The organism is Pseudomonas putida (assembly GCF_025905425.1).
GTDB lineage: Bacteria > Pseudomonadota > Gammaproteobacteria > Pseudomonadales > Pseudomonadaceae > Aquipseudomonas > Aquipseudomonas putida_AF.
The window spans coordinates 6046943-6072351 of sequence record NZ_CP109603.1; the positions used below are offsets into that span (position 1 = coordinate 6046943).

22 protein-coding genes and 1 other RNA gene are annotated in these 25409 nt (G+C 55.2%); 12 read left to right on the plus strand and 11 right to left on the minus strand.

The window, feature by feature from the left end; translation table 11 throughout:
• Positions 1 to 35: 35 nt before the first annotated feature.
• Together OGV19_RS27230 and OGV19_RS27235 are read left to right on the plus strand one after the other, a co-directional pair.
• Complete coding sequence (locus OGV19_RS27230; RefSeq protein ID WP_264311492.1) at positions 36 to 1343, plus strand: MFS transporter; 1308 nt, start codon at positions 36 to 38, stop codon at positions 1341 to 1343.
• 18 nt (positions 1344 to 1361) lie between these two features.
• The gene (locus tag OGV19_RS27235) at positions 1362 to 2870 is read left to right on the plus strand and encodes a M81 family metallopeptidase (RefSeq protein ID WP_264311493.1); all 1509 of its coding nucleotides are present in this window, start codon (positions 1362 to 1364) and stop codon (positions 2868 to 2870) included.
• Between the two features lie 361 nt (positions 2871 to 3231).
• Here the strand turns inward: OGV19_RS27235 and OGV19_RS27240 are convergent, their stop codons facing one another.
• Complete coding sequence (locus OGV19_RS27240) at positions 3232 to 3483, minus strand: hypothetical protein (protein ID WP_264314017.1); 252 nt, start codon at positions 3481 to 3483, stop codon at positions 3232 to 3234.
• A gap of 86 nt (positions 3484 to 3569) precedes the next feature.
• Between OGV19_RS27240 and tnpB the strand changes: the two genes are divergently transcribed.
• Together tnpB and OGV19_RS27250 are read left to right on the plus strand one after the other, a co-directional pair.
• Positions 3570 to 3929 (plus strand): IS66 family insertion sequence element accessory protein TnpB, encoded by a 360-nt coding sequence (gene tnpB, locus OGV19_RS27245; protein ID WP_010954006.1) that lies wholly within the window; start codon positions 3570 to 3572, stop codon positions 3927 to 3929.
• Between the two features lie 18 nt (positions 3930 to 3947).
• A complete protein-coding gene (locus tag OGV19_RS27250; protein WP_264311494.1) occupies positions 3948 to 5480 on the plus strand; it encodes an IS66-like element ISPpu13 family transposase in 1533 nt (510 codons plus the stop codon).
• A 19-nt stretch (positions 5481 to 5499) separates the two neighbouring features.
• Here the strand turns inward: OGV19_RS27250 and OGV19_RS27255 are convergent, their stop codons facing one another.
• Positions 5500 to 6534, minus strand: coding sequence for an integrase domain-containing protein (locus tag OGV19_RS27255; protein WP_264314018.1), 1035 nt, complete (start codon positions 6532 to 6534; stop codon positions 5500 to 5502).
• 582 nt (positions 6535 to 7116) lie between these two features.
• On the opposite strand from OGV19_RS27255, the gene OGV19_RS27260 reads away from it, so the two are divergent.
• The 4 genes from OGV19_RS27260 to OGV19_RS27275 all read left to right on the plus strand — a co-directional run bounded on the left by OGV19_RS27260 (position 7117) and on the right by OGV19_RS27275 (position 10063).
• The gene (locus OGV19_RS27260; protein WP_264311495.1) at positions 7117 to 7497 is read left to right on the plus strand and encodes a hypothetical protein; all 381 of its coding nucleotides are present in this window, start codon (positions 7117 to 7119) and stop codon (positions 7495 to 7497) included.
• A gap of 50 nt (positions 7498 to 7547) precedes the next feature.
• The gene (locus tag OGV19_RS27265; RefSeq protein WP_264311496.1) at positions 7548 to 7799 is read left to right on the plus strand and encodes a hypothetical protein; all 252 of its coding nucleotides are present in this window, start codon (positions 7548 to 7550) and stop codon (positions 7797 to 7799) included.
• Positions 7796 to 9427, plus strand: a complete 1632-nt coding sequence (locus OGV19_RS27270; RefSeq protein WP_264311497.1) for an Eco57I restriction-modification methylase domain-containing protein — start codon at positions 7796 to 7798, stop codon at positions 9425 to 9427. Before OGV19_RS27265 ends, OGV19_RS27270 begins: the two co-directional genes overlap by 4 nt.
• Before the next feature lie 225 nt (positions 9428 to 9652).
• Positions 9653 to 10063 carry a hypothetical protein gene (locus OGV19_RS27275; protein WP_264311498.1) on the plus strand — a complete coding sequence of 137 codons (411 nt, stop codon included), beginning with the start codon at positions 9653 to 9655 and terminating at the stop codon, positions 10061 to 10063.
• 44 nt (positions 10064 to 10107) lie between these two features.
• Here the strand turns inward: OGV19_RS27275 and OGV19_RS27280 are convergent, their stop codons facing one another.
• The 4 genes from OGV19_RS27280 to OGV19_RS27295 all read right to left on the minus strand — a co-directional run bounded on the left by OGV19_RS27280 (position 10108) and on the right by OGV19_RS27295 (position 15480).
• Entirely contained in the window at positions 10108 to 13137 is a 3030-nt protein-coding gene (locus tag OGV19_RS27280; RefSeq protein WP_264311499.1) for an Eco57I restriction-modification methylase domain-containing protein, read from the minus strand.
• A 128-nt stretch (positions 13138 to 13265) separates the two neighbouring features.
• Positions 13266 to 14507 (minus strand): integrase domain-containing protein, encoded by a 1242-nt coding sequence (locus OGV19_RS27285; RefSeq protein WP_264311500.1) that lies wholly within the window; start codon positions 14505 to 14507, stop codon positions 13266 to 13268.
• Positions 14508 to 14695: 188 nt separating this feature from the next.
• Positions 14696 to 15087, minus strand: a transfer-messenger RNA (tmRNA) gene (gene ssrA / locus OGV19_RS27290).
• A gap of 99 nt (positions 15088 to 15186) precedes the next feature.
• Positions 15187 to 15480, minus strand: a complete 294-nt coding sequence (locus OGV19_RS27295; protein WP_264311501.1) for a PA2433 domain-containing protein — start codon at positions 15478 to 15480, stop codon at positions 15187 to 15189.
• A 406-nt stretch (positions 15481 to 15886) separates the two neighbouring features.
• Between OGV19_RS27295 and OGV19_RS27300 the strand changes: the two genes are divergently transcribed.
• Complete coding sequence (locus tag OGV19_RS27300; RefSeq protein WP_264311502.1) at positions 15887 to 16135, plus strand: hypothetical protein; 249 nt, start codon at positions 15887 to 15889, stop codon at positions 16133 to 16135.
• A 131-nt stretch (positions 16136 to 16266) separates the two neighbouring features.
• Here the strand turns inward: OGV19_RS27300 and OGV19_RS27305 are convergent, their stop codons facing one another.
• The 3 genes from OGV19_RS27305 to OGV19_RS27315 form a co-directional block, all read right to left on the minus strand.
• A complete protein-coding gene (locus OGV19_RS27305; RefSeq protein ID WP_264311503.1) occupies positions 16267 to 19077 on the minus strand; it encodes an FAD-binding and (Fe-S)-binding domain-containing protein in 2811 nt (936 codons plus the stop codon).
• 78 nt (positions 19078 to 19155) lie between these two features.
• Complete coding sequence (gene lldD / locus OGV19_RS27310; protein WP_264311504.1) at positions 19156 to 20301, minus strand: FMN-dependent L-lactate dehydrogenase LldD; 1146 nt, start codon at positions 20299 to 20301, stop codon at positions 19156 to 19158.
• A 63-nt stretch (positions 20302 to 20364) separates the two neighbouring features.
• Positions 20365 to 22035 (minus strand): lactate permease LctP family transporter, encoded by a 1671-nt coding sequence (locus OGV19_RS27315; RefSeq protein WP_264311505.1) that lies wholly within the window; start codon positions 22033 to 22035, stop codon positions 20365 to 20367.
• 255 nt (positions 22036 to 22290) lie between these two features.
• On the opposite strand from OGV19_RS27315, the gene OGV19_RS27320 reads away from it, so the two are divergent.
• On the plus strand, positions 22291 to 23058 hold the full coding sequence (locus tag OGV19_RS27320) for an FCD domain-containing protein (protein WP_264311506.1): 768 nt from the start codon (positions 22291 to 22293) through the stop codon (positions 23056 to 23058).
• 134 nt (positions 23059 to 23192) lie between these two features.
• On the opposite strand, the gene smpB is transcribed toward OGV19_RS27320, so the two are convergent.
• The gene (gene smpB / locus OGV19_RS27325; protein ID WP_012312633.1) at positions 23193 to 23675 is read right to left on the minus strand and encodes an SsrA-binding protein SmpB; all 483 of its coding nucleotides are present in this window, start codon (positions 23673 to 23675) and stop codon (positions 23193 to 23195) included.
• A gap of 163 nt (positions 23676 to 23838) precedes the next feature.
• On the opposite strand from smpB, the gene OGV19_RS27330 reads away from it, so the two are divergent.
• Positions 23839 to 24273, plus strand: coding sequence for a type II toxin-antitoxin system RatA family toxin (locus tag OGV19_RS27330; protein ID WP_264311507.1), 435 nt, complete (start codon positions 23839 to 23841; stop codon positions 24271 to 24273).
• A 60-nt stretch (positions 24274 to 24333) separates the two neighbouring features.
• On the opposite strand, the gene bamE is transcribed toward OGV19_RS27330, so the two are convergent.
• Positions 24334 to 24867, minus strand: a complete 534-nt coding sequence (gene bamE / locus OGV19_RS27335) for an outer membrane protein assembly factor BamE domain-containing protein (RefSeq protein WP_264311508.1) — start codon at positions 24865 to 24867, stop codon at positions 24334 to 24336.
• Between the two features lie 97 nt (positions 24868 to 24964).
• On the opposite strand from bamE, the gene fur reads away from it, so the two are divergent.
• Positions 24965 to 25369, plus strand: a complete 405-nt coding sequence (gene fur / locus OGV19_RS27340; RefSeq protein WP_015271870.1) for a ferric iron uptake transcriptional regulator — start codon at positions 24965 to 24967, stop codon at positions 25367 to 25369.
• The last annotated feature ends 40 nt before the right edge of the window (positions 25370 to 25409 follow it).

The window sequence follows — 25409 nt, forward strand, 5'->3', positions numbered from 1 at the left end:
AACTGCCGATCTCAAAAACTACAAGGAGCAGTCAAGTGGGCTATTCTATAGAGGCTTCGCTCAGCACCCCTGAAAAGTCCTTTGCGGATAAAACGTATCGTAAAGTTGCTCTGCGCTTCATCCCTTTTTTGATGCTTTGCTATGTGGTGGCTTACCTTGACCGGGTGAACATCGGTATTGCCAAGCTGAATATGCAGGCTGATTTACAATTCAGCGAAGCGGCCTATGGTCTTGGGGCTGGGCTGTTCTTCATCGGCTATCTGCTTTTTGAGGTGCCCAGTAATTTGATTCTCCACCGGGTGGGGGCACGCGTCTGGATTGCGCGGATCATGATTACCTGGGGCATCCTCTCCGCGATGATGGCCTTCGTCACAGCCGACTGGCACTTTTACACGCTGCGTTTTCTGCTCGGTGTTGCAGAGGCCGGTTTTTATCCCGGTGTTATTCTTTATCTTACCTATTGGTTTCCCAACCGTCGCCGCGCAAAGATGACGGCCATTTTTCAAGCGGGCATTCCAATGGCTGGATTGATCGGAAACCCCCTGTCCGGTTGGATCATGGAGCATTTTCATATGGTCGGCGGACACCCCGGATGGCAATGGGTGTTTGTTCTAGAGGCGCTGCCAACCCTGCCACTTGCGGTTGGCGTTCTGCTGATTTTGTCCAACAGGGTTCAGGATGCTCAGTGGCTGAGCACCGAGCAAAGAGCCCTGATTGAGCGCGATATCGCACAAGACGACCACGCGCGGGAGCATTTGTCCTTCCTGCAAGTTTTGCGTGATCCGCGCATTGTTAAAATCATAGCCATGACGTTTGCTGCAATGATGGCGCTTTACACACTCGGCTTCTACTTGCCCACCCTGGTGAAGGATGCAGGCGCTAGTGGAGCGACTGAGATCGGCCTGCTCAGTGCTATTCCGTACCTGTTCGCCATGATCACAATGGTATTGGTGGGCCGCAGCTCCGATAAGCTGGGTGAGCGTCGTTGGCATTTGGCTGGGGTGATGGTGGCAGGCGCTGTTGGGCTTTTCGCCAGCACCTTCGCAGGGCAAAACCTGTACATGGCTATTTTCTGCCTATCGATTGCAGCGGGCGGCATTATTAGTTTTTCACCCATCATGTGGACATTACCGACGACATTCCTTGGCGGAGCCACCGCTGCGGCATGCATTGGCGTCATCAATAGCCTGGCCAACTTGGGCGGTTTTGTTTCGCCTTATCTTATTGGATGGGTTCGAGACACTTACCACAGCACGACGCCCGCGATTTATTTGATAGCCAGTGCCCTTCTAGTGGGTGCAGTCATATCCCTTACGCTGGACAAGACCCAATTTAGCCGCTAACGGCATGGAGGTATTACTGTGTTCGCTAACCCGACTATCACCTTGGCCGTTGCTGGCATCATTCACGAGACCAATACCTACACTACTGAGGTTTCAGGCCCGACGCCGCTGAGTGCATTTGAACAATACTGGGGGGATGAGATCGTGCATGCCTTCCAAGGCGCCAACCATCAAGTTGGTGGTTTTATCGAGGGCGCAAGGCTTGCCGGTGTTCAACTAAAAAATACGTTTTTGGGCCAGGCAACGCCATCCGCCATCATTGAGGCGGGCGCCTATGAGGCTATGAAGCAGGAAATACTCTCTGGTATCCGTGGCGCTATGCCCGTACAGGGTGTTTTGCTAGCATTACATGGGGCAGGGGTTGCGCAGGGCGTCGAAGATATTGAAGGTGACCTTGCTCAAGCGGTGCGGAATTTAGTGGGCCCCGAAATTCCAATAGCGGCTGTCTATGACCTTCATGGAAATGTTACTCCACAGATGCACGAAGCCTGCGATATCTCACTTCCCTGCAGGCTGTATCCCCACACAGACTTTTTGATGCGCGGGGTTGAGGCAGTAGAACTTACTATGCGGATGCTGAGAGAAGGCTTTAAACCGTTTACAGCTATCCGGCGCCTACCGATGCTGCCCTATATCGTAACGACACAGGAAGGTTTTATACCCTTTCGGGTCAACGAAATCTGCCGAGAGCTTATGAGCCGGCCGGGTGTTATCGATTGCTCTTGGTTTCACGGGTTTCCTTACGCCGATATCGCCGCACCGTGTCCGACTGTCATCTGCACAACGGACAACGATGAAGGTCTCGCCAATAGCTGTATAGATACCGTCGCCGAGTGGATATGGGAAAATCGAGAATCCTTCAGGCCCACGCACCCTTCGCCTGATGAAGGTATTGCCCTGGCACTCAAGAGTGACAAGCGGCCTATCGTGATTAACGAGTATGCGGACAATCCCGGAGGCGGTACGCCCGGTGATGGAACCTATCTTTTACGTGCATTGTTGGAGGCCAACCTGCCTTCTGGTGAGTGCTGTTTTGCCTCAATTAATGATGCTGCGGTAGTCCAACAAGCGCAACGTGCGGGCGTGGGGGCAACGATACAGATTTCACTGGGTGCCAAGCAGGGGCGTTTTCAGGGTACGCCGATTCAAGCGACGGCCTACGTGAAGTCCATCACGGATGGGCGATTTGTAAACCGCCCTGGGGCGATGTTTGAAGGGGTGAAATTTGATCTAGGAGCAATGTGTCGGTTAGTGATAAATGGGGTGGACGTAATTGTGGCTTCGCGTGCAGAGCAGGTTTATGACACGGAACCTTTTTTGCTGCATGGTTTGGATGTGGGTAACCATAAGATCATTGCGATTAAGGGGGCTAACCATTTTAGGGCTTTTTACAATAGGGTGGTGCAGCAAATTATTACAGTTGATAGTGTCGGGCTTAGTACAGCAGATATCACGTCGTTTCCACGTCGCAATTTAGTTGGCGAGTACTGGCCGCAGCATGATGTGAAAAAGGCCTACCGGTTTTAGGGGGGCAATGTGTTCGGGTGGAGGATAGGTAAGGCGAAGGGGGCGAGGAAGCGGAGTGCAGGGGAGTATATGAGTATTCCGTGAGTTCGGCGTAGGGTTGCTCGGTAGCCCTAAAGCCCGCGATTTTGCGGAATTCCAGGCACAAAAGAAGACGCCCTAGGGCGACTTTTTTTTTAGAATTTTATGGGCCGGGGTGATCTGAATCGATCCAGCAACGCTATGATCTATAATGCATATAGTGAGTGAAAATATTCAGGGGAATACCGCCCGGAATACTAATAGAAAGTTTTTAGGAGTGCGTCATGATATTTGCAGAGATAATCTGCACGCAGCTGCCGAGTGATCCCGGCCTGGCTGATGATTAGCGAACGAAAATCCAAGATTTTCCCATTCTTCGAGCAAGCAGCCGCACAGTAAGACTGTAGTAATACTTCGTCGATTCGCTGTGGTGGTGTAAATGATGGTCAATAAACCAGACAACGTGCTTCCTTTGCCAAGCCCAAGGCGTTTCCCGATGCCACCGCTTTGCGATTTCAGCTTGAATCACCTTCGCTTGCCCCAAATGACGCTGCCGCGTTGCGTGCGAGCCGGTCAGAACTCCAGCCAAAAACAGCGTAAGCGCTCCATGAACCCCACATTCAAAGCGCTTACCTGATCCTCGATGCTGTGCTCCCGATTTCTTTCTGGAGCTCGCCGACCATGATGCGACCCGACGCCAAAGTCGAAAAAGTGTACCTCTACCCCAAGCCCGTCGACTTTCGAAAATCCATCGATGGACTGGCCGCACTGGTCGAACTCGATATCAAAGTGGCGGTGTTCGACCCAGTGCTTTTCGTCTTCCTCAACAAGCCGCGCAACCGCGTGAAGATCCTGTATTGGGAACGCAACGGCTTCTGCCTCTGGCTCAAACGCCTGGAGTCCGAACGTTTCAAAACTTCACCTGATCCGACTGACGTCGCCATTGTCCTGACCGTTCAGGAACTGAACTGGCTGCTCGATGGCTTCGACCTCTGGCGCAACCGTCCGCATCAGGTTTTGACGCCTCGATACGTCGCCTGATTCGGTATAATCCGCGGCATGATTTCCATGCCCGAAAACCTCCCTGACGATCCTGTTCTGCTCAAGCAACTGCTTGAGCAGATGATCCACGAGCGCGCGTCCGACAAGGGCAAGATCGTTCATCTCGAAGAGGAAGTTGCGCTGTTGCGCCAGCGCTTGTTCGGGCGCAAGACCGAGCAGACTGGCGATACGGCGACACCACAGTTGCCACTCTTCGACGAAGCGGAAAGCCTGGCCGAGCCCTTGGATGAGGCTGACGACGAAGAAGTCGTTGCGCCAACCAAACGCCGTGGCAAGCGCAAGCCGCTGCCAGCTGATTTGCCGCGTATCGAAGTTGTCCACGAACTGCCCGAGCATGAACTGACCTGCGCTTGTGGCTGCCGTAAACATGCCATCGGTGAAGAAGTCAGCGAACAGCTTGAAATCGTCCCGATGCAGATTCGCGTCATCAAACATGTTCGCAAGGTGTACGGCTGCCGGGACTGCGAGTCAGCGCCCGTAACGGCGGACAAGCCCGCCCAGATGATCGAGAAAAGCATGGCCAGCCCGAGTGTGCTGGCCATGCTGCTGACCATTAAATACGTAGACGGCTTGCCGCTTCACCGCTTCGAAAAAGTGCTGGGGCGTCACGGTATCGATATCCCGCGCCAAACCCTGGCACGCTGGGTGATTCAATGCAGCGAGCACTTTCAGCCGCTGCTGAATCTGATGCGCGAAAGCCTGTTGAACAGTCGGATCATCCACTGTGATGAAACACGTGTGCAGGTGTTGAAAGAGCCTGGTCGTGAGCCCAGCAGCCAATCCTGGATGTGGGTGCAAACCGGCGGCCCACCTGATCGCCCGGTGATCCTTTTCGACTACACCACCAGCCGAGCGCAGGAGGTGCCGGTGCGCCTGCTGGACGGCTATCGCGGCTATGTCATGACCGACGACTACGCCGGTTACAACGCGCTGGCCGCACAGGACGGGCTGGAGCGATTGGGCTGCTGGGCGCACGCGCGCCGCAAGTTCGTCGAAGCGCAGAAAGTACAGCCCAAGGGCAAAACAGGACGCGCTGACATCGCATTGAACTTGATCAATAAGCTCTATGGCGTCGAGCGCGACTTGAAGGACAGTGACGACGAAGATCGTAAGGTTGCCCGCATGGAGCGCAGCCTGCCATTGCTGACTCAGCTGAAAAACTGGGTAGAGAAAACGCAACCTCAGGTCACGACGCAGAATGCCTTGGGCAAGGCCATCGGTTACTTGGCCAGCAACTGGAGCAAATTGGAACGCTACGTCGAGCACGGCTACTTGCCGATGGACAACAACGCGGCCGAGCGTGCGATCCGCCCGTTTGTCATCGGGAGAAAGAACTGGTTGTTCAGTGACACGCCCAAAGGTGCCACTGCCAGCGCACAACTTTACAGCTTGGTAGAAACGGCCAAAGCCAACGGCCAAGAACCCTATGCGTGGCTGCGCCACGCACTGGAACGCCTGCCGCAGGCGTGCTCAGTCGAAGACTACGAAGCGCTACTGCCATGGAATTGCACACCTCACATACACAGCTAGGTGCGCTGCCCATCTTTGGTTAGGTGGGGTTTATGGAGCGCTTACAAAACAGCTCCATATCGAATGGCTTACTCATGCCCGGGCCACCAATGTAGGCGGCGACCACGTCGATCCGCCCGTGCCCCAGCTCGCAGCTGATTTGCCACCGGGCCTCACGATCAAGGTTCCTATCTACCTGGCAACATTGGCCGCCGTTGATTGGCGCGGGGCGTTGGGTGATCTGCTCGTAGCGCTCACATGCGTACGCCGCTCGTAGCTCATGGAAGCCCTTGAGGTTGTGTGCATGCAGGATGTCCCGTGCCGGGCGGACGATGTTCTGCAGAACGTCAAAGTAGCTTTCGCGTGGCGCAATCAGGTTACGGCTACTCGCAGGCGACACTTGCCGTGCAAAACTAATTGCGTCTTGAACATGGTGGTCCACCGCAATCCATCTTGGCGCTGAGGCGCCAGCTCGGCCGCCTTTGGTGCCATCCTGGATGTTGATCCTGCCTAGGCCGTTAGCCTCACGGCTCAGCCGTGGCAAGTCGGCTAGGATTGCCTCACGCAAGCGCATGCCGGTGGCTCGCGCCAGCAGAACGATCGCCGCAACTCGTAACTGATGATGGCGGCAAAGCGCATTGGCGATTTGTTTAACCTGCGCACGGTCTTGGCCCTGCGGCACCGACTGGCGAACCGCAGTGCGCTGCATACCCAAGGCCTTGCTCGGACTTGGCAACTTCACGTACTGATCACCGCGAAGCGCTGCCATAGTCCTGTTAACGCTGGATAGGCGGTTTTGTGCGGTGCTGACAGCAAGGTCACCGCGGCTAAGCACGTCGCGTAGGTACGCCGCATAGTCCGCCAACACCTTCCGATCAATCTGCCGCGCATCATTGATACCCGGCCCCTGTTCTGAGCGGCACCATTTCACGAATGCCTGCCACCGATCACAGTGCGCCTTGACCGTGCCGTAATGGCCACCGCCGAACATGTCTTTCAATGCTTGCGGCCCTGCATAGCTCAGTTGCCTGCCGTAGCCGAAATTGCGGCCATCGCGTCCACCCACTAAAGCCATGTCGGTCACCTCATCGTTCGCTCTCCGATCCTCGCCCCACGTCATCCCGCCAAGAATGTTGAGTGTTATCAGGGATCAAGGCCCCTGCGACCTGTGGGGAATGTCCACTACGCAGGACTGGCGGCTCCTTACATCCGGGAGCAAGGGCATCTCATGATCTGGCCTCCTGAACACCGTTGCCGGTGGGCGGGTGGAGGCGGTGCTGGCTGACTAAACCAGCGCCTGAAGATCCTGAGCCGGGTGAACGCAGCAATGCGATAACCGGGGCATACCTGACTGTCAGTCAGGTGCAGTCCATTCCTTGGTCTGCGGCACCATCATCTACAGCGCTTTTGCTGGTGACATCGGCGTTTGTCACGCTGATTGTCACGAGGGGGAATGCCGCAAAGCTTTGTGCGATCAGGGCTGCAGCAGTGGTAGAAGTGCCCGTCTCTTTCCAGAGAAAGAGACGTGCACAGGTTGGCGCAGGAATCGGCCAAGCGGATAGGTTGCTGCAGGGCAGCTGGGTACGGTGTATTGGCGCACGAGCGCCATATGTGTAAGAGCATCCATCACATGGGTAGTGACCGGGCGAGCTGCCGGATGCGAATCGCCCTTGGGGAGAACCACCGCGGGAACGGCGTGACCTTGAAGGCTCAGGTCACCTGGGGTGCTGTCAACGACAGCCTTTGCACTGTCTTTTCTACGCCCGCAATCCTGGAGGGTCAAGCGGCACGCCAGCTGTATTTTGCGGTTGAAAATGGCATTGGCTGTGTATGGAACCCCGTAGTTTCCAGTGGCCGATATGGTATTTTTGGTTTTTTAAGTGAGGTCCATCTGAACAGGGCGGCATGCCGCCTTGTTCAGATGGACCCGCTAGTAAAGCGAAATCTAAGTAATTTCGAATATTTTGAAAATCAAATATCAACCAGCGCCAAGCTTTTATCCATGTTCTCACATGCACTTAGAACGTCTATCAAGTGAACGGATCAGACTGGTTGAAGTATTGCGCCTACACATGAATGTTGTGCGGGATGGGTAATTATGCTATGTTATGTAACATATGTGATATTGGGGTCAAAAAGCTAATGGCTAAGGGTAGTTCTGGTCGAATTGTAATTGAAGTTGATCCCGCGTTTAAGAGAGACCTTTACTCTGTTTTAGCTGCCGACGGTGAAACTTTAAAGGATTGGTTTATTCGAGCTGCAGAAAAACACATTAAAGAACGTGGTGAGTTGGCTCCAATTCGCCGTGGAGTTCTTATGGCGGCGTCGGTGAAGCAATGAATTTCATGATCAACGAAACAGAGCAAAAACTGAGGGGGGGATACTATACCCCATTAGATATTGCTGGATTTTTGACTCGCTGGGTCCATCAAAGTGGGGCGAGTAGTATATTAGAGCCAAGCTGTGGTGATGGTATATTTCTAAGAGCGGTAAACGAGCTGGGTGTGGGTGAAGGGAAAGCTATCACTGCATTTGAGTTGGATTTTATTGAAGCTGCTAAGTCTAAGTCGTTATCCGATAATTTTGATTTCAACGTGAACGTTGTAAATGCGGATTTCCTGGCCTGGGCGCTGCCACGCCTGAACAGTGGTGTAGAACTATTTGATGGGGTTTTAGGTAATCCCCCTTTCATTAGGTATCAATATCTTCCAGAGAATTTTCAGGCGATAGCGGAAAAGGTTTTCAAATCCCGTAAGTGTAAATTTACTAAGCATACGAATGCCTGGGTTCCATTTGTTATTGCGTCAATGGCACTGCTCAAACCAGGTGGTCGTTTAGCTATGGTGTTACCATCAGAGCTAATCCATGTGCTGCATGCACAGTCGCTTAGAAGTTTGTTGGTAAATGAGTGCTCAAAAATTGTAATTATTGACCCAGAGGAAATTTGGTTCGAGGGCACACTTCAAGGGGCTGTCATTTTGATGGCAGAAAAGAAAGTCGACTTAGCCCAGCCGACCCAAGGCCTAGGTTTGTTGCCAGTATCAGGCAGAAGCTTTCTTAATGAAGATCCCCAGGAGATGTTCGAAAAAGCAGTACCAGTCAGTGGTAAGGCGATAGACGGCAAATGGACTACAGCTTTTTTGAGTCCATATGTTAGGAGCCTAATCGAGGATGTTGAGGAATTACCTGGAATCGATAGATTCAAAAATATAGCAAAGGTTGACGTAGGTATTGTTACTGGGGCGAATAAGTTTTTCCTAGTAAGTGACGAGGTGGTTGAGACGTACCGCTTGCAAAGATGGGCGCATAAAATGTTTGGCAGAAGCGAGCATTGCCCAGGAGTAGTCTATGATGAGAAGCAGCACAGAATAAATAGCAGCAAAGGATTACCTTCTAATTTTCTTTTATTTCCAGAAGGCTCTGCAGAGTATTATCCTGAGATTGCTAATTATATTAAGTCAGGCGAGGCCCAGAATCTCCATACGCGGTATAAGTGTAGTGTTCGACGGTGCTGGTACACTGTTCCGTCCGTGTATAGCTCGGATATAGGAATGCTAAAGCGCTCGCATGACGCACCACGTTTGATTTTGAATAAAGCCAAGGCTTTTACTACTGACACAGCCTATAGGATTACCTCACTAAAGCAGCCTGCAGATCAAATGGTGGCTGCATTTGTTAACCCATTGACTGCTTTGAGTGCGGAGCTAGAGGGGCGAACCTACGGCGGGGGCGTGTTGGAGTTGGTTCCCTCTGAAATTGAGAAGCTGTTACTAGTGTCTTCGGGGGAAGGGGCACTGAATCTTGGCTCGTTAGATAGTAGTATTAAAGATACAAATATGCGTGATGCGCTTTTGAGTCATGGATTAGCTGTCCTTCGTAATATTGGTCTTAAAAATTCACAGGTGGATGATATTGCTGGTGCGTGGATATATATGCGCAATCGCAGACAAAGAAACTCTCAAGATTAATTAAAGTGGGCTATGATTAATATCGCCATATACTTGTATGGTATGCACTCTTGGCGACTGTTGATGGGCTAAATCTTATAATTTTGTGAATGGCGCCCTTGTTAAAACTGGGCGCTTTTTACGAGTTCGCCGACCGACTACTGGAAGTGACGGGTCTCTTGACTTTGTTTGAAGGGATGGTGTATAGGTACTTCTTCACTGTGCTTACTAGGGAAAGAAGACACTATGCCATTGCAGAAAATTTGGGAAAAGGTAAATCTTCCAAGAGGCGATGTGCAACTACTCCAGAACTCTAACGCCTCCGGAGTTTTACGGTTAACTCAATCAAATTATAGTATTGACCAAACGGTGTATTTCCGACATCAGATTTTTGCTCATCTACCTTGGATTTCTACACAAGGTAAAGAGATGACCAAAGCAGCTTTTGATTTGGTCATTGGTGGTAAAAGTTGTGGTGTATTCAACTTGGAAATTAGTCATAAAGATTCGTGGGAGTCAAATCAAGATAACTATACGACGGGGTTACACTGGGGGGCAGCTCTGAAATATGTTCAGGACGAAAACCTTATTGGTAAGACTTTGACCCTATATGCAGCACAAGGTGAATCGTTCCAATTCCGAATTGAAATTTGGTAATGACCAAATGGGGCATTCGCTTTAGGCGGATGCCCCAGACTACGTCACAGTGCTTCGTATAGCTCTTTGACGCTTGGTATTTTCGAATCAAGCACGCCTAAGTTAAATAGCTCCTTGACTAGGGAATTTAGTTCTTCTTGCAAGGCATGAAATTGCCTTTTCATAACGATAGATTCTCGATCGTCTGCCTTTACAATCTCGGAATGCAGCTCATTTAACCGTCTCTGTATTTCAGAAATCTGATCATGGCGCCGTAGCTGTATAGCGTTGTCGAAGTCTACGATTGGAATAGGCATTCGAGTTTGAACTTTAGTTCCTCGAGCGATGAAACCGCCCCTAAATATTTCCCCGTAATGCGAAGCAAACCATTCTAAGTATTTGGATGAAAGCATTGCTTGGATATAGTAGATCGAATACTTACAAGAGGCTGGTATGTTTATTATGCTGTAACCAGCTGTGCCGCCAGAGGATACGAATGTTCGCTTGTTATCAATGGAGTATTTATATCCGTTAGACAGTATTCCAACAATAATTTTTTGCGGTACATCACAGTTTTCTAGTGCCTGGCTCCGCCCATATCGGTACCACTCATTTTCGGTTAAAGGTGTAGGGAGGATGGAGCGTTTTCCATTATCAAGATGAATCTTCAAGGTATTAATAAAAGCATATGCCTTTGGATAATTTTCATGGAGATCTTCGTAAGGGATTAGAACTACCCGCTCACCTTCTTTTTTGTACGGATAGACCACAAAAGAGTTCGGCTCTACATCTTTGTAGGTGTAGAACTGAGCATCCTGCGCTCTTTGCGTCTCGAAGTATGGCCTGGTTAATGCCTCTTCAATTTGATAAGGCTTCCCCTTATATGAAAAATGGGTGTAGCCGTCAATAGACTTGATTTTTTTATGTATGTAAAATTCATTGGCACTTGTTTGAATGCCGTTGGCAATGGCTTTCTCTCCTAGAATTGATCCAAGTGGCTTGGATACGCGGTGCATCATTTCCAGTATTTGGTTTGTCTCGCTCTCTAAGATCCAGGTGTCCGAGGTTATAGAGCTTGCGCTGTATCTACTTACACCTTCAGATCTATCAGATCGGGTGAGCCATGCCTTGAAGTCTCGAACTTCATGAAATTCAAACTGCGATTGCTCGGATTTCTTTAGGAATAACAAACAAGTGTAAGTGGTTTTTTCTTTAAATACTTGATTGGAACCAAAGGAGATCAATTTATGCAAGTATTTTTTTTCTGAAATAAGCTTGCGTAGTCCTCGACCAGAAGCAACTTTTGTAAATTTTGATGGAAGTATGTACCCAATCACCCCGCCATGTTTTAGTAGCTGAATAGACCGCTCCACAAATAAGAAGTATTTGTCAAATTGTTTATAGGCGGACTGATATTTTTTTTTGTATATGTTCAGCTCAATCGGAGTTAGTTGTACCATGTGCTCCGTCGCCATGTACGGAGGATTACCGATAATTACATCGAACTCATGCGGGACATCGAATGGGTTGATGTCTAAAGCACTGTCGCTGATGACATCATTGATTTCGATGAGACTGTTCCCAAAGAAAATATTATTATCTAGGCAGGGCAGAAGTGGGTTTGAATATCCTATTGTTGCTTTGGTTTCACCTTCAAGTAGCTTAAGTAATAGTCCGAATGTACAGGCTTTGACTGCGTTATAGTCTTTATCAATTCCGTATATGCAACTTGTTAGAAGCTTTCGCTTTATCGGGAAATTAAGCTTATAGGTGTTTTGCGAGAGTTGTTGTAATTTGCTCCGGTCGTGCTCTATATAGTAGTCAGTTATAAGGTCTTGTAAGGTTTGAAATGTCTCTAACAAAAACGCGCCCGAGCCGCATGCGATGTCCGCAAACTTTAAGTCAAGGATTTCATCGGCTGTCTTATTTTTGCAGTGTTCTGTAATGGTATGTCTTATTATCTCTTTGACGATATGGTCGGGAGTAGTGACAACGTCTCGATCGATGTGCTCTTCCTTGCGTTGTAACGAAACTGTCCCAGAGTCGTCGGTAACAATTTTCTCGCTTAGGAATACTTCATATATGTTTCCTAGAATGTCAGATGAAAGTACGGAGAATGAGTAAGTGCTCAGCGGGAAGTATAGTTGCTCAATTATTTCCCATATTGTTGAGTCTGTATTGCTAAGTAGTAAATCTGCGTGAGATAGAGAAAACAGCCCTGCATTATATTTTTTGTCTGCAGTTTTCAGCTGCTTGAGTAGTGACTGAATGTCTCTGTCTTTTGCGAATTGATAGAGGGTTTCTTGTTCTTCAAGGTCTCTGTCTTCGCAGACTCTTAGAAAAACTATACTGTTTATGTAATTTTGGGTTAGATCATTAAGCTGTATGCTGGTAATTCCGGGTTTAAGCTTTAGGAATTCCCTTGCAAGGCTTACACGCCAGCGGTTAATTTGATCCAGGAATAAATTGTCGATACTGAATTTTGATACCCTGTTCCCGATATCGCTCCATTCGCGCTCAAATTGTCCAGAATATACGCTTTCTTTACCTATGAGGCGGCTGATTTCGTCGTACTTTGATACAAGGTCTTTGTAGTGGTATGTTTTTACTCTGGAGTTGCTTACTGCATCTATTTCAGATACTGGATTAGAGCAGTCATAAATTGAAGTGTATTCAAAGTTTGAAAGTACAGATACTTTTAATTTTGCAGTGAAGCCATAACGACGCAGTTGCTTGGCAGGTTCTGGGTCAGAAAATATTTTAACACTTGGTTTTTTGGCTTCTACAAAGAATTTTCGCTCGGAAAATAAGCGAAATGTGTAGTCAGGTTTTTTTGTGTTCTCTCCTGCTTTTGTTTTCAGCCCTTCTTCAACCAATACTTCGCGTTCGTTTGTCTTTCTTCCTGTTTTATTGGTTATGTCCCATCCGAAAATCGTTAATAGCTCATCTAGGAAGTCAGTTCTGAGCTGGGTTTCATTATATTGAGATGATTGGTAGTGACTTATGTTGTTGTCGAACTTATCTATCAGGGCTTGAAGGCGTTGTGCGTGGCTCATTTTAAATAATACTGTGTTTTCAGTGGTTGTGATTTGCACGTAACATGCTGTTTTCCGGAGTATACGCTATGAATCTATAGTGATCTTCAAATTTTGTGCCATTAGACCAAGGAGTAATCTTCCCTTCTGAGGTCGACAAAATGGATACTTCGCAGCTAGTAACGTAATTATTTTTTATCTCTAATTTCGCTGTAGGCAGATGCAAGCAGGCTGCCAGTGGCGGCTTGCTTGATGTACTGACTCCACCAAGCCATCATGGGACGCCGCCGCTCGATATAGTCGGCCCGGTTGTATGCGCTGCGTACCTCATCCCTGTCTACGTGTGCGAGGGCAACCTCAATGAGCTCGGGATCCCACCCATGCTCGTTCAAAATGGTGCTGGCCATGGAGCGCATGCCATGACTGACCAATCGGTCCTGGAACCCCATGCGTTTCAACGCCATGTTGGCAGTCTGACTATTGGCGTGGGTGCGCGGGTTTCTGTCTGATGGGAAGACGTATTCGCGATGGCCGCTGTGAGTCTTAAGTGATTCCAGCAGCGCAACTGCTTGATCACTCAACGGGATGTTGTGTGGGCGGCGCTTCTTCATCCGCTCCGGTGGGATAGTCCAGACTCGCCTTTCAAAATCGATGTCTACCCAGCGAGTAGTTGCCGCCTCGGCGGGGCGAGTCATGGTGTGCAACTGCCATTCGATCAGGCAGCGGGTCGTGCGCTTGATACTGGCATTCGCTATTTCCAGCATGAGCTCAGGAAGCTCCTCGGGAGGTAGCGCCGCCATATTTTCTTTCTTCGGTTTCTTGAATACCGCCCGAATCCCGCTGAGCGGGTTCGCGAAAATCATTCCCGAATTGGCCCCGTAGGTCATGATCTCGTTGAGGCGCTGGCTAAGCCGCTTCACCGTTTCCAAACTGCCTTTGGCTTCGATAGGGCGAAGGATTTTTATCACCATCGGTGCGCTGACTTCCGAGATCGGAGTCGATTTCATGCTCGGGAAAACGTGCAGAGTGAGTGAGCGCCAGATGTCCTCGGCATAGGCAGGCGTAACCGAGTCCTTTTTCAGCTCGAACCAGGCGGTAGCTACTTTCTCGAATGTATGTTCCGTCTCGGCTAGCTTGGCCTGCGCGAGATCATTGCGCTGAGCTTTGGGGTCGATCCCCTGCGCAAGTACTTCCCTAGCCTCAACCGCTTTCCGCCGAGCTTGTGCCAGAGTGACCTCAGGGTAGGAGCCGAGCGCCATGTTGATTCGATTTTTGGTGACCGGATGCCTGTAGTTGAAATTCCACTGCATCGAGCGGTTGACCCGGACGCGAAGCTGCAGGCCGTCGCCATCCGTGAGGACGTAGTCCTTGTCTTTGGCCTTGACCGCCTTGAGCTGGCGGTCGGAGAGACGAGCTGTTTGAGCGCACATGGGATGAGCTCCATGACACCTTTTGGTATTCCCAAGATTAGCCCCAGGTAGGCGGGAATACCACCGGGAATACCGGGATGGCTGGAACTCAAAAAACCGTTGTGGCCCTCAAAAGAGCAGTAAATCCTTGATTTCACTGACTTCCAGGCATAAAAAAAGACGTCCGTGGACGTCTTTGATTGATCATTTGGTGGAGCCGGGGGGATTTGAACCCCCGTCCGCCAGTACTCCGCTGTCGGTACTACATGCTTAGCCGTGTCTACTGATTTAATCCGCAGCCGCCCGACGGGCAGGGTGCTTTGGATGAGTTGGGTAAGTTTTAGTCGCTTTGCCCCCAACGTGCTACACGACGATCCTGTTCTGTATGACAATCATTTCGGGTTTACAGGCATCCCCTGATGATTGCTGGAGCCGAAGCTACCAGGAGAGCGGGCTCAGCTGCTTACGCAGCGAGAGCGTAACCCTCGTAGTTTTCGTCATTGGCAACTATAGAAAGTTGCAACAGTGGATTTACGAGTTCTGTTACCAACTCGGCATGCACCTAGAGTTTCGCTACCGGCGTCGAATCCTAATCGGCCCCACACTCAGCTCTAGCTGACCGTACCTTTCGGCACGTGAGGCTGAGTATACGCGCTAAAGCGGGCGGCGTCGACAACAGGTTCCGCCGCCCGCCTCAGGCTCAGCTACCACTGCCACCGGCCGAGCCGCTGCCTTTCTCGGTTTTTTCCAGGCGTTCCAGCACTTTACTGGTGATGGCTATGCATTCTTTGGTGTCGCCCGAGGCTTGCGCGGCCTTGGCTTTGTCGACGTGCTCGGTAAGGGCCTTGTCGAGGCCTTCGGAGGTGGCGCCGGCGGTGGCCATGCTGTCGTCGATCTTCTGCAGGTTGTTGGTGCAGAGGTCGTCGGCGGCAAACGCCGGGGATGCCAGGAGGGTGGCGGCCGCGAAGAGGGCCGAAAGCGCGGTACCTTTCATGGGTGTCTCCTTCTGAGGCCTCGGGAAGGTGGGCCTGTAAGGTGGACTGTACGAATTTGGCGAGGGTTCAATCAGGATGCTGGCGGGGCTGTAGGTAAATTCTGAACTTGAAACTAAATGCTTCGGGTGGAATGGGTTTGGGAATTATCCTACTGGCGCCGCAGCCGTTTCTCTGTTGTCGATGATGGGCGTAGGGGCTAGTTTCCCTGGGTCGCCGTGGTTTGGCGATCGGGTGTGAGAGCCCGGCGATTACATCGTGCCTGTGTTATGGCAGCCGTTCGTGGGCAGGCTTCGGCCTGGCCGGAATCCCGATGTTCGCCGGTCTCTCACCCCGCGTACGGCTGCCGCCTTCCTTCTGTGAGAGGAAGCGGGTGACAGCTCCTTTTGTGAGCTCGGAGAATTCATCATGAAGAAACTCGTTCCTGATCCACCCAGCCAAACGTCACCACGTTCGTTCTATACCATCGACAACAAAGTCCCCTCACCAGAGGCGTTGCTGTACGCCATTCAGCTGATGCGCGGGATTGAAGACACCTTGGACGAATACATCTGCGGCAATGCCGGTGAGCCGGGTATCGGCATGCTGGTCAACTCGGTGCATAACGTGCAGATGAGCAGGGCGTTGGCTGAGCTGGTGCTGGCGCGCGAGCCCTGAAAACCTTAGGAAGTCGAGGTGGGATGGCACGGGCTTCGCCCGTGTTCGCGGGCAAGCCCGCTCCCACAGGGATCGGGCCGACTTTAGACGTTTGAGCAAGACAGTTGCTCTCACAACGCTTGCGGCAGTTGTTAGATGCTGCGGGGGCGGGTGACGCGGTCTACCAGGTAGACCAGGCCGTGGTAGTCGATGCCGCTGTGGCTCGACAACCCGATCTCACAGGTGCGGCTGGTGGAAATGCCTTCGCTGCAATACTGCACCGCATCCTTCAGGCTGCGCAGCGAGTGGGCATTGAGCTCTGGGGTGGTAAAGCCTTTATCACCGGCAAACCCGCAGCAGTGAATGCCTTCCGGGATCACCACGTGCTTGCTGCACCGCCGCGCCAGGTCGATCAGCGCCTGGCTTTCGCCCAGGTGCTGGGTGCTGCAGGTCACGTGCACGGCCACCGGCTCGTCCTGGGGGGTGAACTCCAGTTTGTCCAGCAGGTGGGTGCGGATGAAGCGCACCGGGTCGTACAGGTCCAGGCGGGTGTCGCCCAGGTCCTGCACCAGGCGCAGGGTACAGGGGCTGGTGTCACAGTAGATTGGGTCGAGGCCGCCGCGGCTGGTATGGAGCAAGGCGTTGATCAGTTCCTGGCGTTTGTGCTCGGCCTGCTCCGGGTAGCCCTTGGAGGCGAATGGCTGGCCGCAGCAGAGGCTGTCGGCGTTGTCCGGGAACACGACTTGGTAACCGGCTTTTTCCAGCAGGGCGCGGGTCTTGTCCAGCAGCGAACTTTGTTCGCGGTCGGCATAGGCGGGGCCCATCACGCGTGAGACGCAGGCAGCCAGGTACACGACGCGGGGGCGGGCATCGTTGCTCGCGGGGCCGAAGTCGATGGCGCGCAGCGGCTGCGGCATGGCCGGCGTCCACTGCGGCAGTCGGCCGTTGCTGGCTTTGCTCAGCGATGCGGTCAGGCGGCTTAGGCGTGGGGCGCCGAGCAGCTTGCGGGCAGCATTGGCGGCGGTCAGGGTCAGGCGGGCGCCACTCAATGCCGTGTGGAAATGATCGGCCAGCCAGTCGGCGGTTTTTGCGTGCTCGGCGGCTTGGCTGCGCAGCTTCTTCACCAGCTCGCCGGTGTTGATGCCGACCGGGCAACGTTGGGCGCACAGGCCGGTGGCGGCGCAGGTGTCGAGGCCTTGGTATTGGTAGGTCTTGAGCAGCTCCCGCGTGTCGACGCCGGCGCGTTTCTTGGCCTGGATATCACGCCACATGACGATGCGCTGGCGGGGGCTCAGGGTCAGCCCCTTGGACGGACATACCGGTTCGCAGAAACCGCATTCGATGCACTTGTCGACGATTTCGTCGGCAGCCGGCAAGGGCTTGAGGTTTTTCAGGTGGATATCCCGGTCTTCACTCAGCACCACGTCGGGGTTGAGGATGCCGTTGGGGTCGAGCAGGCGCTTGAGTGCCCACATCAACTGGTAGGCGTCATGGCCCCACTCCAGTTCCACGAACGGCGCCATGTTGCGCCCGGTGCCGTGCTCGGCTTTCAGCGAGCCACCGAACTCCACGGCCACCAGCTGTGCCACGTCGTCCATGAAGGCCTGGTAACGCGCGACTTCTTCGGCGCTGTTGAAGCCTTGGGTGAAGACGAAGTGCAGGTTGCCCTCCAGGGCATGGCCAAAGATGATCGCCTCGTCGTAGTGGTGCTTGTCGAACAGCTGGATCAGGCGGTTGACGCCTTCGGCCAGTTGCTCGACGGGGAAGGTCACGTCTTCGATGATCACTGTGGTGCCGGTCTGGCGCACGGCACCGACGGCGGGGAAGGTGTCCTTGCGGATTTTCCACAGCTGGTTGTACACCGCTGGGTCTTCGCTGAACTCGACCTTTTGCTCCAAGGGATAGTCGGCAATCGATGCCATCACCTGGTGCAGTTGTTCATGCAGCAGCGTCTGGCTGGCGGCGCGGGACTCGATCAGCAGGGCGCAGGCGTTGTCTGACAGGCCTTTTACCCACAGGGGCATACCGGGCATGTTTTGTACCGAGCGCAGGCTGCGGCGGTCGAGCAGTTCGACGGCGGACACGGGCTGGCGCTTGAGCACGGTCACCGCGCGGCAGCAGCTCTCGACGCTGGGGAACACCAGCAAGGCGCTGGCCTTGTGCGGGTGGTCGGGCACGGTGTCGTAGGTGACGGCGCTGATGAAGCCCAGCGTGCCTTCAGACCCGACCAGCAAGTGCTGCAGGATATCGAGCGGCTGGTCGTAGTCCACCAGGGCATTGAGTGACAGGCCGGTGGTGTTCTTCAGCCGGTACTTGTGGCGGATGCGGTCTGCCAGTTCGGTGTTGGCGCGGGTTTCGCGGCCCAGGCGGGCCAGGGCTTCCAGCAGGTCGGCATGGCTGCGCTTGAAGGCCGCGACGCTGGCGGGGTCTTCGCTGTCCAGGCGGGTGCCGTCGGCCAGCACCAGGCGCAGGCCCGCCAGGGTGTGATAGGTGTTTTGCGCAGTGCCGCAGCACATGCCGCTGGCGTTGTTGGCGACGATGCCGCCGATCTTGCAGGCGTTGATCGAGGCGGGGTCTGGGCCGATCTTGCGGCCGTAGGGGGCCAGCCAGGCGTTGGCCTGGGCGCCTATGACGCCGGGTTGCAGGCGGATCTGCTCACCCTGGCCGCGAATTTCACGGCCGTTCCAGTTGTCGCCGAGCACAATCAGCACCGAGTCGCTGATGGCCTGCCCAGACAAACTGGTGCCGGCGGCGCGGAAGGTCACCGGCACGCGCTCGCGCTGGGCCAACTGCAGCAGGCCGACCACTTCGTCCTCGGACTCGACGCGTACCACCAGCTTGGGGATCAGCCGATAGAAGCTGGCATCGGTGCCGAAGGCCAGGGTGGAGGTCGGGTCGTCGAAACGGCGTTCGGCGGGTATCAGGCGCTCGACATCACGCAGGAACGCGGCGGGCAGGCTCATGCAATCTCCTCGCGGGGCCACGGCGTCTGGTGCGCCGCATGCCCCGGTCAATCAGGCGGTGTTTCGTGGGGGGCGCAATCAGGCGCCCAGTTCGCGCACCAGCGAATCGCGGGTGATCTCGCTGATCGTCTTGGCGCCGGTCAGCACCATGGCCACGCGCATTTCCTTCTCGAACAGTTCGAGCAGGTTTTTCACCCCGGCCTCGCCATGCACGGCGAGGGCCCAGAGGAAGGCGCGGCCGATCAGCACGGTGTCGGCGCCCATGGCGATCATGCGCACCACGTCGAGGCCGCTGCGGATGCCGGAGTCGGCGAGGATCTTCAGGTCGCCCTTGACCGCGTCGGCAATCGCCGGCAGGGCGCGGGCGCTGGACAGCACGCCGTCGAGCTGGCGGCCGCCGTGGTTGGACACGACGATGCCGTCGGCACCGAACTTGACCGCGTCGCGGGCATCGTCGGCATCCAGGATGCCCTTGATGATCATCGGGCCCTCCCAGTAGTCGCGGATCCACTCCAGGTCTTTCCAGGAGATCGACGGGTCGAAGTTGTTGCCCAGCCAGCCGATGTAGTCGGCAAGGCCCGTGGGGTTGCCACGGTATTTGGAGATGTTGCCGAGGTCGTGTGGGCGGCCCATCACGCCGACGTCCCAGGCCCACTCAGGGTGGGTCATGGCTTGCAGTACGCGGCGCATCGGGCCGTTGCTGCCGCTCATGCCGGAGTGGGCGTCGCGGTAACGGGCACCGGGTACGGGCATGTCGACGGTGAACACCAGGGTCTTGACCCCGGCCGCCTTGGCCCGCTCTAGCGCATTGCGCATGAAGCCGCGGTCCTTGAGCACATACAGCTGGAACCACATCGGCCGGTTGATGGCCGGGGCAACTTCTTCGATCGGGCACACCGACACGGTCGACATGGTGAACGGAATGCCATGGGCCGCAGCGGCGCGTGCCGCCTGGACCTCGCCACGGCGGGCGTACATGCCGGTCAGGCCGACCGGGGCCAGGGCCACGGGCATGCTCAGGGTTTCGTCGAACAGCTTGGTTTCCAGGCTGAGCTCGGACATGTTCTTCAACACGCGCTGGCGCAGGGCGATGCTGGCCAGGTCCGAGACGTTGTGGCGCAACGTGTGCTCGGCGTAGGCGCCGCCGTCGGCGTAGTGGAAGAGGAAGGGGGGCAGCTTGCGTTGGGCCGCGGCGCGATAGTCGGTGGAGGCGGAAATGATCATGGATTCTCGCAGCGTTGCTTGAGGGGAATGCCGGGCGCAGCGTGGCGCCCGGCCCCTTTCACTTTAGTGATGAACCAGCATGCCGGTCAGCCAGTAAGCCTGGATCAGGGTGATCAGGCCCACGATGGTGGCGAAGAACAGGCTGTGCTTGACGGTGAAGCGGAACAGGTCGGATTCCTTGCCCACCAGGCCGGTGGCAGCGCAGGCCACGGCGATGGACTGCGGCGAAATCATCTTGCCGGTCACGCCGCCGCTGGTGTTGGCGGCCACCAGCAGGGTGTCGTTGACCCCGATCTGGTGTGCGGTGGTGGCTTGCAGCGAGCTGAACAGGGCGTTGGACGAGGTGTCCGAGCCTGTCAGGAACACGCCCAGCCAGCCGAGGAACGGCGAGAAGAACGGGAACGCGGCGCCGGTGCCGGCCAGGACCAGGGCCATGGTCGAGGACATGCCCGAGTAGTTGGTGACGAAGGCGAAGGCCAGCACCATGCCGATCGACAGGATGGGCCAGCGCAGTTCCCAGAACGTCTCTTTGAAAGTGGTCAGACCAGTTTTGAAGTTGATCTTGAGCACCGCCATGGAGATCAGCGCCGAGAGGAAGATCGCGGTGCCGGTGGCGGAGATCGGGTCGAGCTTGAACACCGCTGGCATGGCGGTTGGCGCGGCGACGATCGGGGCGGTCTTGATCACCAGTTGGTCAAGGTGCGGGATGGCGAAGTTGAACACGAAGTTGTACATCGCACCGCCCGGCGCGAACGCGGCCTTGAACGGTTTCAGGGTCCAGATGGTGACCAGCACGGTGAGGATCAGGAACGGCGACCAGGCCTTGAAGATCTCGCCGAAGCTGTAAGGGGTTGGCTGGCTGCCGCTGGATTGCACGACGGCGGCGCCGACGCTGCCCTTGGCTTCGGTGAACGAACGCTTGGGCTGCCAGACTTTCAGGAACAGGGTCAGGCAGATCAGGCTGGCCAGGGCCGAGGTGATGTCCGGCAGTTCTGGGCCGATGAAGTTCGAGGTGAAGTACTGGGTTACGGCAAAGCTCAGGCCGGCGACCAGCGCTGCAGGCCAGGTTTCTTTCACGCCGCGCAGGCCGTCCATCATGAACACCAGCCAGAACGGCACGAACAGCGACAGCAGCGGCAGTTGGCGGCCGGTCATGGCGCCAATGTGGAAGGCGTCGATGCCGGTGACCTGGCCGGCCACGATGATCGGGATGCCCAGCGCGCCGAAGGCGACCGGCGCGGTGTTGGCGATCAGGCACAGGCCGGCGGCGTACAGCGGGTTGAAGCCCAGGCCCACCAGCAGCGCGGCCGTGATGGCCACGGGTGCACCGAAGCCGGCCGCGCCTTCGAGGAAGGCACCGAAGCAGAAGCCGATCAGCAGCACTTGCAGGCGCTGGTCGTCGGTGATCGACAGCACCGAGCTGCGGATCACTTCGAACTGGCCGCTCTTGACCGTGAGTTTGTACAGGAACACCGCGGCAACGATGATCCAGGCAATTGGCCAGAGGCCGTAGAAGAAGCCGTAACCCGCGGCGGCAAAGGCCATGTCGACAGGCATCTGGAAGGCGAAGATCGCCACCAGGATCGACAGCGCGAGGGTGATGCTGCCGGCGACGTGGCCTTTGAGGCGGAACACGGCGAGGGCGAGGAAGAAGAACACGATAGGGATGACTGCCGCCAGTGCGGACAGGCCAAGACTACCAAGCGGGCTATAGAGTTGTTGCCAGGTTTGCATATGGGGTGGCCCCTAATTGTTGTTGGTCAGCACTGGCATTGGATAATTGGTAAGACCAATTTACAATGTCTGGGCGCTAGGTTAAAAGCGCTGTCGTGGGTGTGTCAATTTGTCCGACACAAAACTTTGGTCGCGTGCCGATGAGCGGGCGTCTGATGGCCTTGGAAAAACACCCGGTGATGGGTGTGTGTACGGCGTGGATCGGCGAGAATAGGCGCCCCCTGATATCTGCCGGGGGTTTGTGGAGAGCATGTGATGGTTTTTGATCAGGTCCGCCAACGGCGCCTGTCCGACGACATCGTCGATCGGTTGGAAGGGATGATTCTCGAAGGCACGCTGACCTCGGGCCAGCGGCTGCCGGCCGAGCGCGCCCTTGCCGAACAGTTCGGTGTGTCGCGCCCGTCACTGCGTGAGGCGATTCAGAAGCTGGTGGCAAAGGGGTTGCTGATCAGTCGTCAGGGCGGTGGCAACTTTGTTGCAGAGTCGCTGGGCTCGACGTTCAGCGACCCGCTGTTGCAGTTGCTTGAGCACAGCCCCGAGGCGCAGCGCGACTTGCTTGAGTTCCGCCATACCCTGGAGGCTTCCTGCGCCTATTACGCGGCCCAGCGCGCCACCGAGCCTGACCGGGCACGGCTCAAAGCGGCCTTCGACGTGCTGCAGGACTGCTACACCCGGGTTGACGAGGTGACCCGGGCGGAGGAGGGCGCGGCCGATGCGCGCTTTCACCTGGCGATAGCTGAGGCCAGCCATAACGCGGTCTTGCTGCATACCATTCGCGGCCTGTTCGACCTGCTAAAGCGTAACGTGGTGACCAATATTGGCGGCATGTACCAGCAGCGGACCGAAACCCGGGACATGCTGATCAGTCAGCACCGGGAGCTGTACCTGGCGATTGTCGAGGGCAGGGCGGAGGATGCGCGGGAGGTTTCCAGCCGGCACATTTTGTATGTGCAGGAGGTGCTGCATGAGGCGCACGAAGAGGCGCAGCGTGTGGCGCGGGCGGAGCGGCGCAGCGGGCGCTGAGGTTTGCGTTTGCAGCACGGGCCTCTTCGCGGGGCAAGCCCGCTCCCACACGTAACCCACCAAATTTGAAGGCAGTGGGTTACCTGTGGGAGCGGGCTTGCCCCGCGAAGAGGCCCGCACAGGCTAAAGAAGATCTAGTCTTCCTTGCCCTTGTTACGCACGGCACGCTGCAGCTCGCGGTTGGAATCGCGTTCGCGCACGGTGTCGCGCTTGTCGAATTCCTTCTTGCCCTTGCCAAGCGCGATCTCGCACTTGATAAGGTGCTTGCTCCAGTACAGCGCCAGGGCCACGCAGGTGTAGCCCTTCTGCGCCACGGCCGCTTCCACACGTTCGAGCTCGCGCTTGTTCAGCAGCAGCTTGCGTGAACGGATAGGGTCGGCGATGACGTGGGTGCTGGCCGTGGTCAGCGGGGTGATGTGGCTGCCGAACAGCCAGGCTTCGCCATCCTTGAGCAGCACGTAGCTGTCGGTCAGGTGCGCCTTGCCGGCCCGCAGGCTCTTTACTTCCCAACCGGACAGGACCAGCCCGGCCTCGAACTTGTGTTCGATGAAGTAATCGTGTCGCGCTTTCTTGTTTTGCGCGATGGTCCCGGTCGGATGTTTCTTTTGTTTAGCCATAGGGGCGGCATTATAGGCAACTCGATGCGTCGTCGGCTATGGGATTTCGGTGTGCTTGAGCCACTGCAATGAATACCGGACAATACAGGCCCTGTCGTAGGTACAGAACCTGCTTTTGGCGCGCTGCGAAGCGCCGCCACCCAGCCTTGGAAGTGACGCCTGGATGACTACCCATATTCAACGCTCTGCCCTGCTGCCGTATCCCGCCCAGGCGCTTTACGATCTGGTCAATGACGTGGCCAGCTACCCGCAATTCTTGCCATGGTGCTCGGCGTCCACGGTCATCGAGGCCAGTGACACGCACATGCGCGCCAAGCTTGAGGTTGCCAAAGGTGGCATGAGCCAGCATTTCGTCACGCGCAATGTGCTGGTGCCGGGGCAGTCCATCGAAATGAATCTGGAAGAGGGGCCGTTCTCCCAGTTACATGGCGTGTGGGTGTTCAAACCACTGGGCGAGAAGGCCTGCAAGATCAGCCTGGATCTGTCCTTCGATTATGCAGGGCCCTTGGTACGGGCCACGTTGGGGCCGCTGTTCAATCAGGCGGCCAACACCCTGGTGGATGCCTTCTGCCAGCGCGCCAAGCAGCTTAATGCCTGAGTGCTTGTCGGGCACAAAAAAGCCCGGGCCTAGGCCCGGGCTTTTTATTGCCGCCCGCGTTTATTGCGGGGAGGTTTCCAGCGGTGCTGGTGTCGGGACCGGGGTGGTCTCGATGGTGTCGATCTCGCGCTGGATGGAATCTTCCACCGAACCCGGCTTGGCCGGTTTCTCTTCTGGCTGAGGTGTGGCCTGCTCTGGCTGAGTCGCCGGGCTGACCGTGGTGTCGCTGCTGCCACCCAGGATTTCCTGGTCGCGGCTCACGCCTGGCATGAAATCGCCAGACAGGTTGACCAGTTGGTCGCTTTCGTTGAAGAAAATGCTCATGCGCTCTTGCTGGCGTTTTCCGCCACCAGGCTGCAGGCTGTACAGGTAGTCCCAACGGTTGGTGTTGAACGTGTCCTGAATCAGCGGGTTGCCCATGATAAACCTTACTTGCCGTCGGGTCATTCCCGGGCGTAATTGGTCTATCATGTCCTGCGTGACGACATTGCCCTGCTGGATGTCGATTTTGTAAACCCCGGGAAACGAGCAACCGGCGAGTGCGAGCAGTCCCACTAGGGTGAGGCTGGTTAGCAAGAGCTTGGTGTTTTGCATCGGTGGGCGACTTCCACTATCTTGGCTGGACAACGTAAACCCCGATCATACCCGTATTAAGAGAAGCTGCGAAGCAGCATCGGCGAGAAAGCTGACCATGGTTGAAAATAGCGAATTACGCAAAGCCGGTCTCAAGGTTACCCTGCCTCGAGTAAAGATCCTTCAGATGCTCGATTCTACCGAGCAGCGTCACATGAGTGCCGAGGATGTCTACAAGGCCTTGATGGAGGCTGGCGAGGACGTCGGCCTGGCCACCGTCTACCGCGTGCTGACCCAGTTCGAAGCGGCGGGTCTGGTGGTTCGCCACAACTTCGACGGCGGTCACGCGGTCTTCGAACTGGCGGATGGCGGTCACCACGACCATATGGTCAACGTGGAGACCAGTGAAGTCATCGAGTTCATGGACGCTGAAATCGAGAAGCGTCAGCGCGAGATCGTGGCCGAGCATGGCTACGAGCTGGTGGACCACAATCTGGTCCTCTACGTGCGTAAGAAAAAGTAACGATTTCGATCGTTATAAACAGCAAAGGCGACCTTCGGGT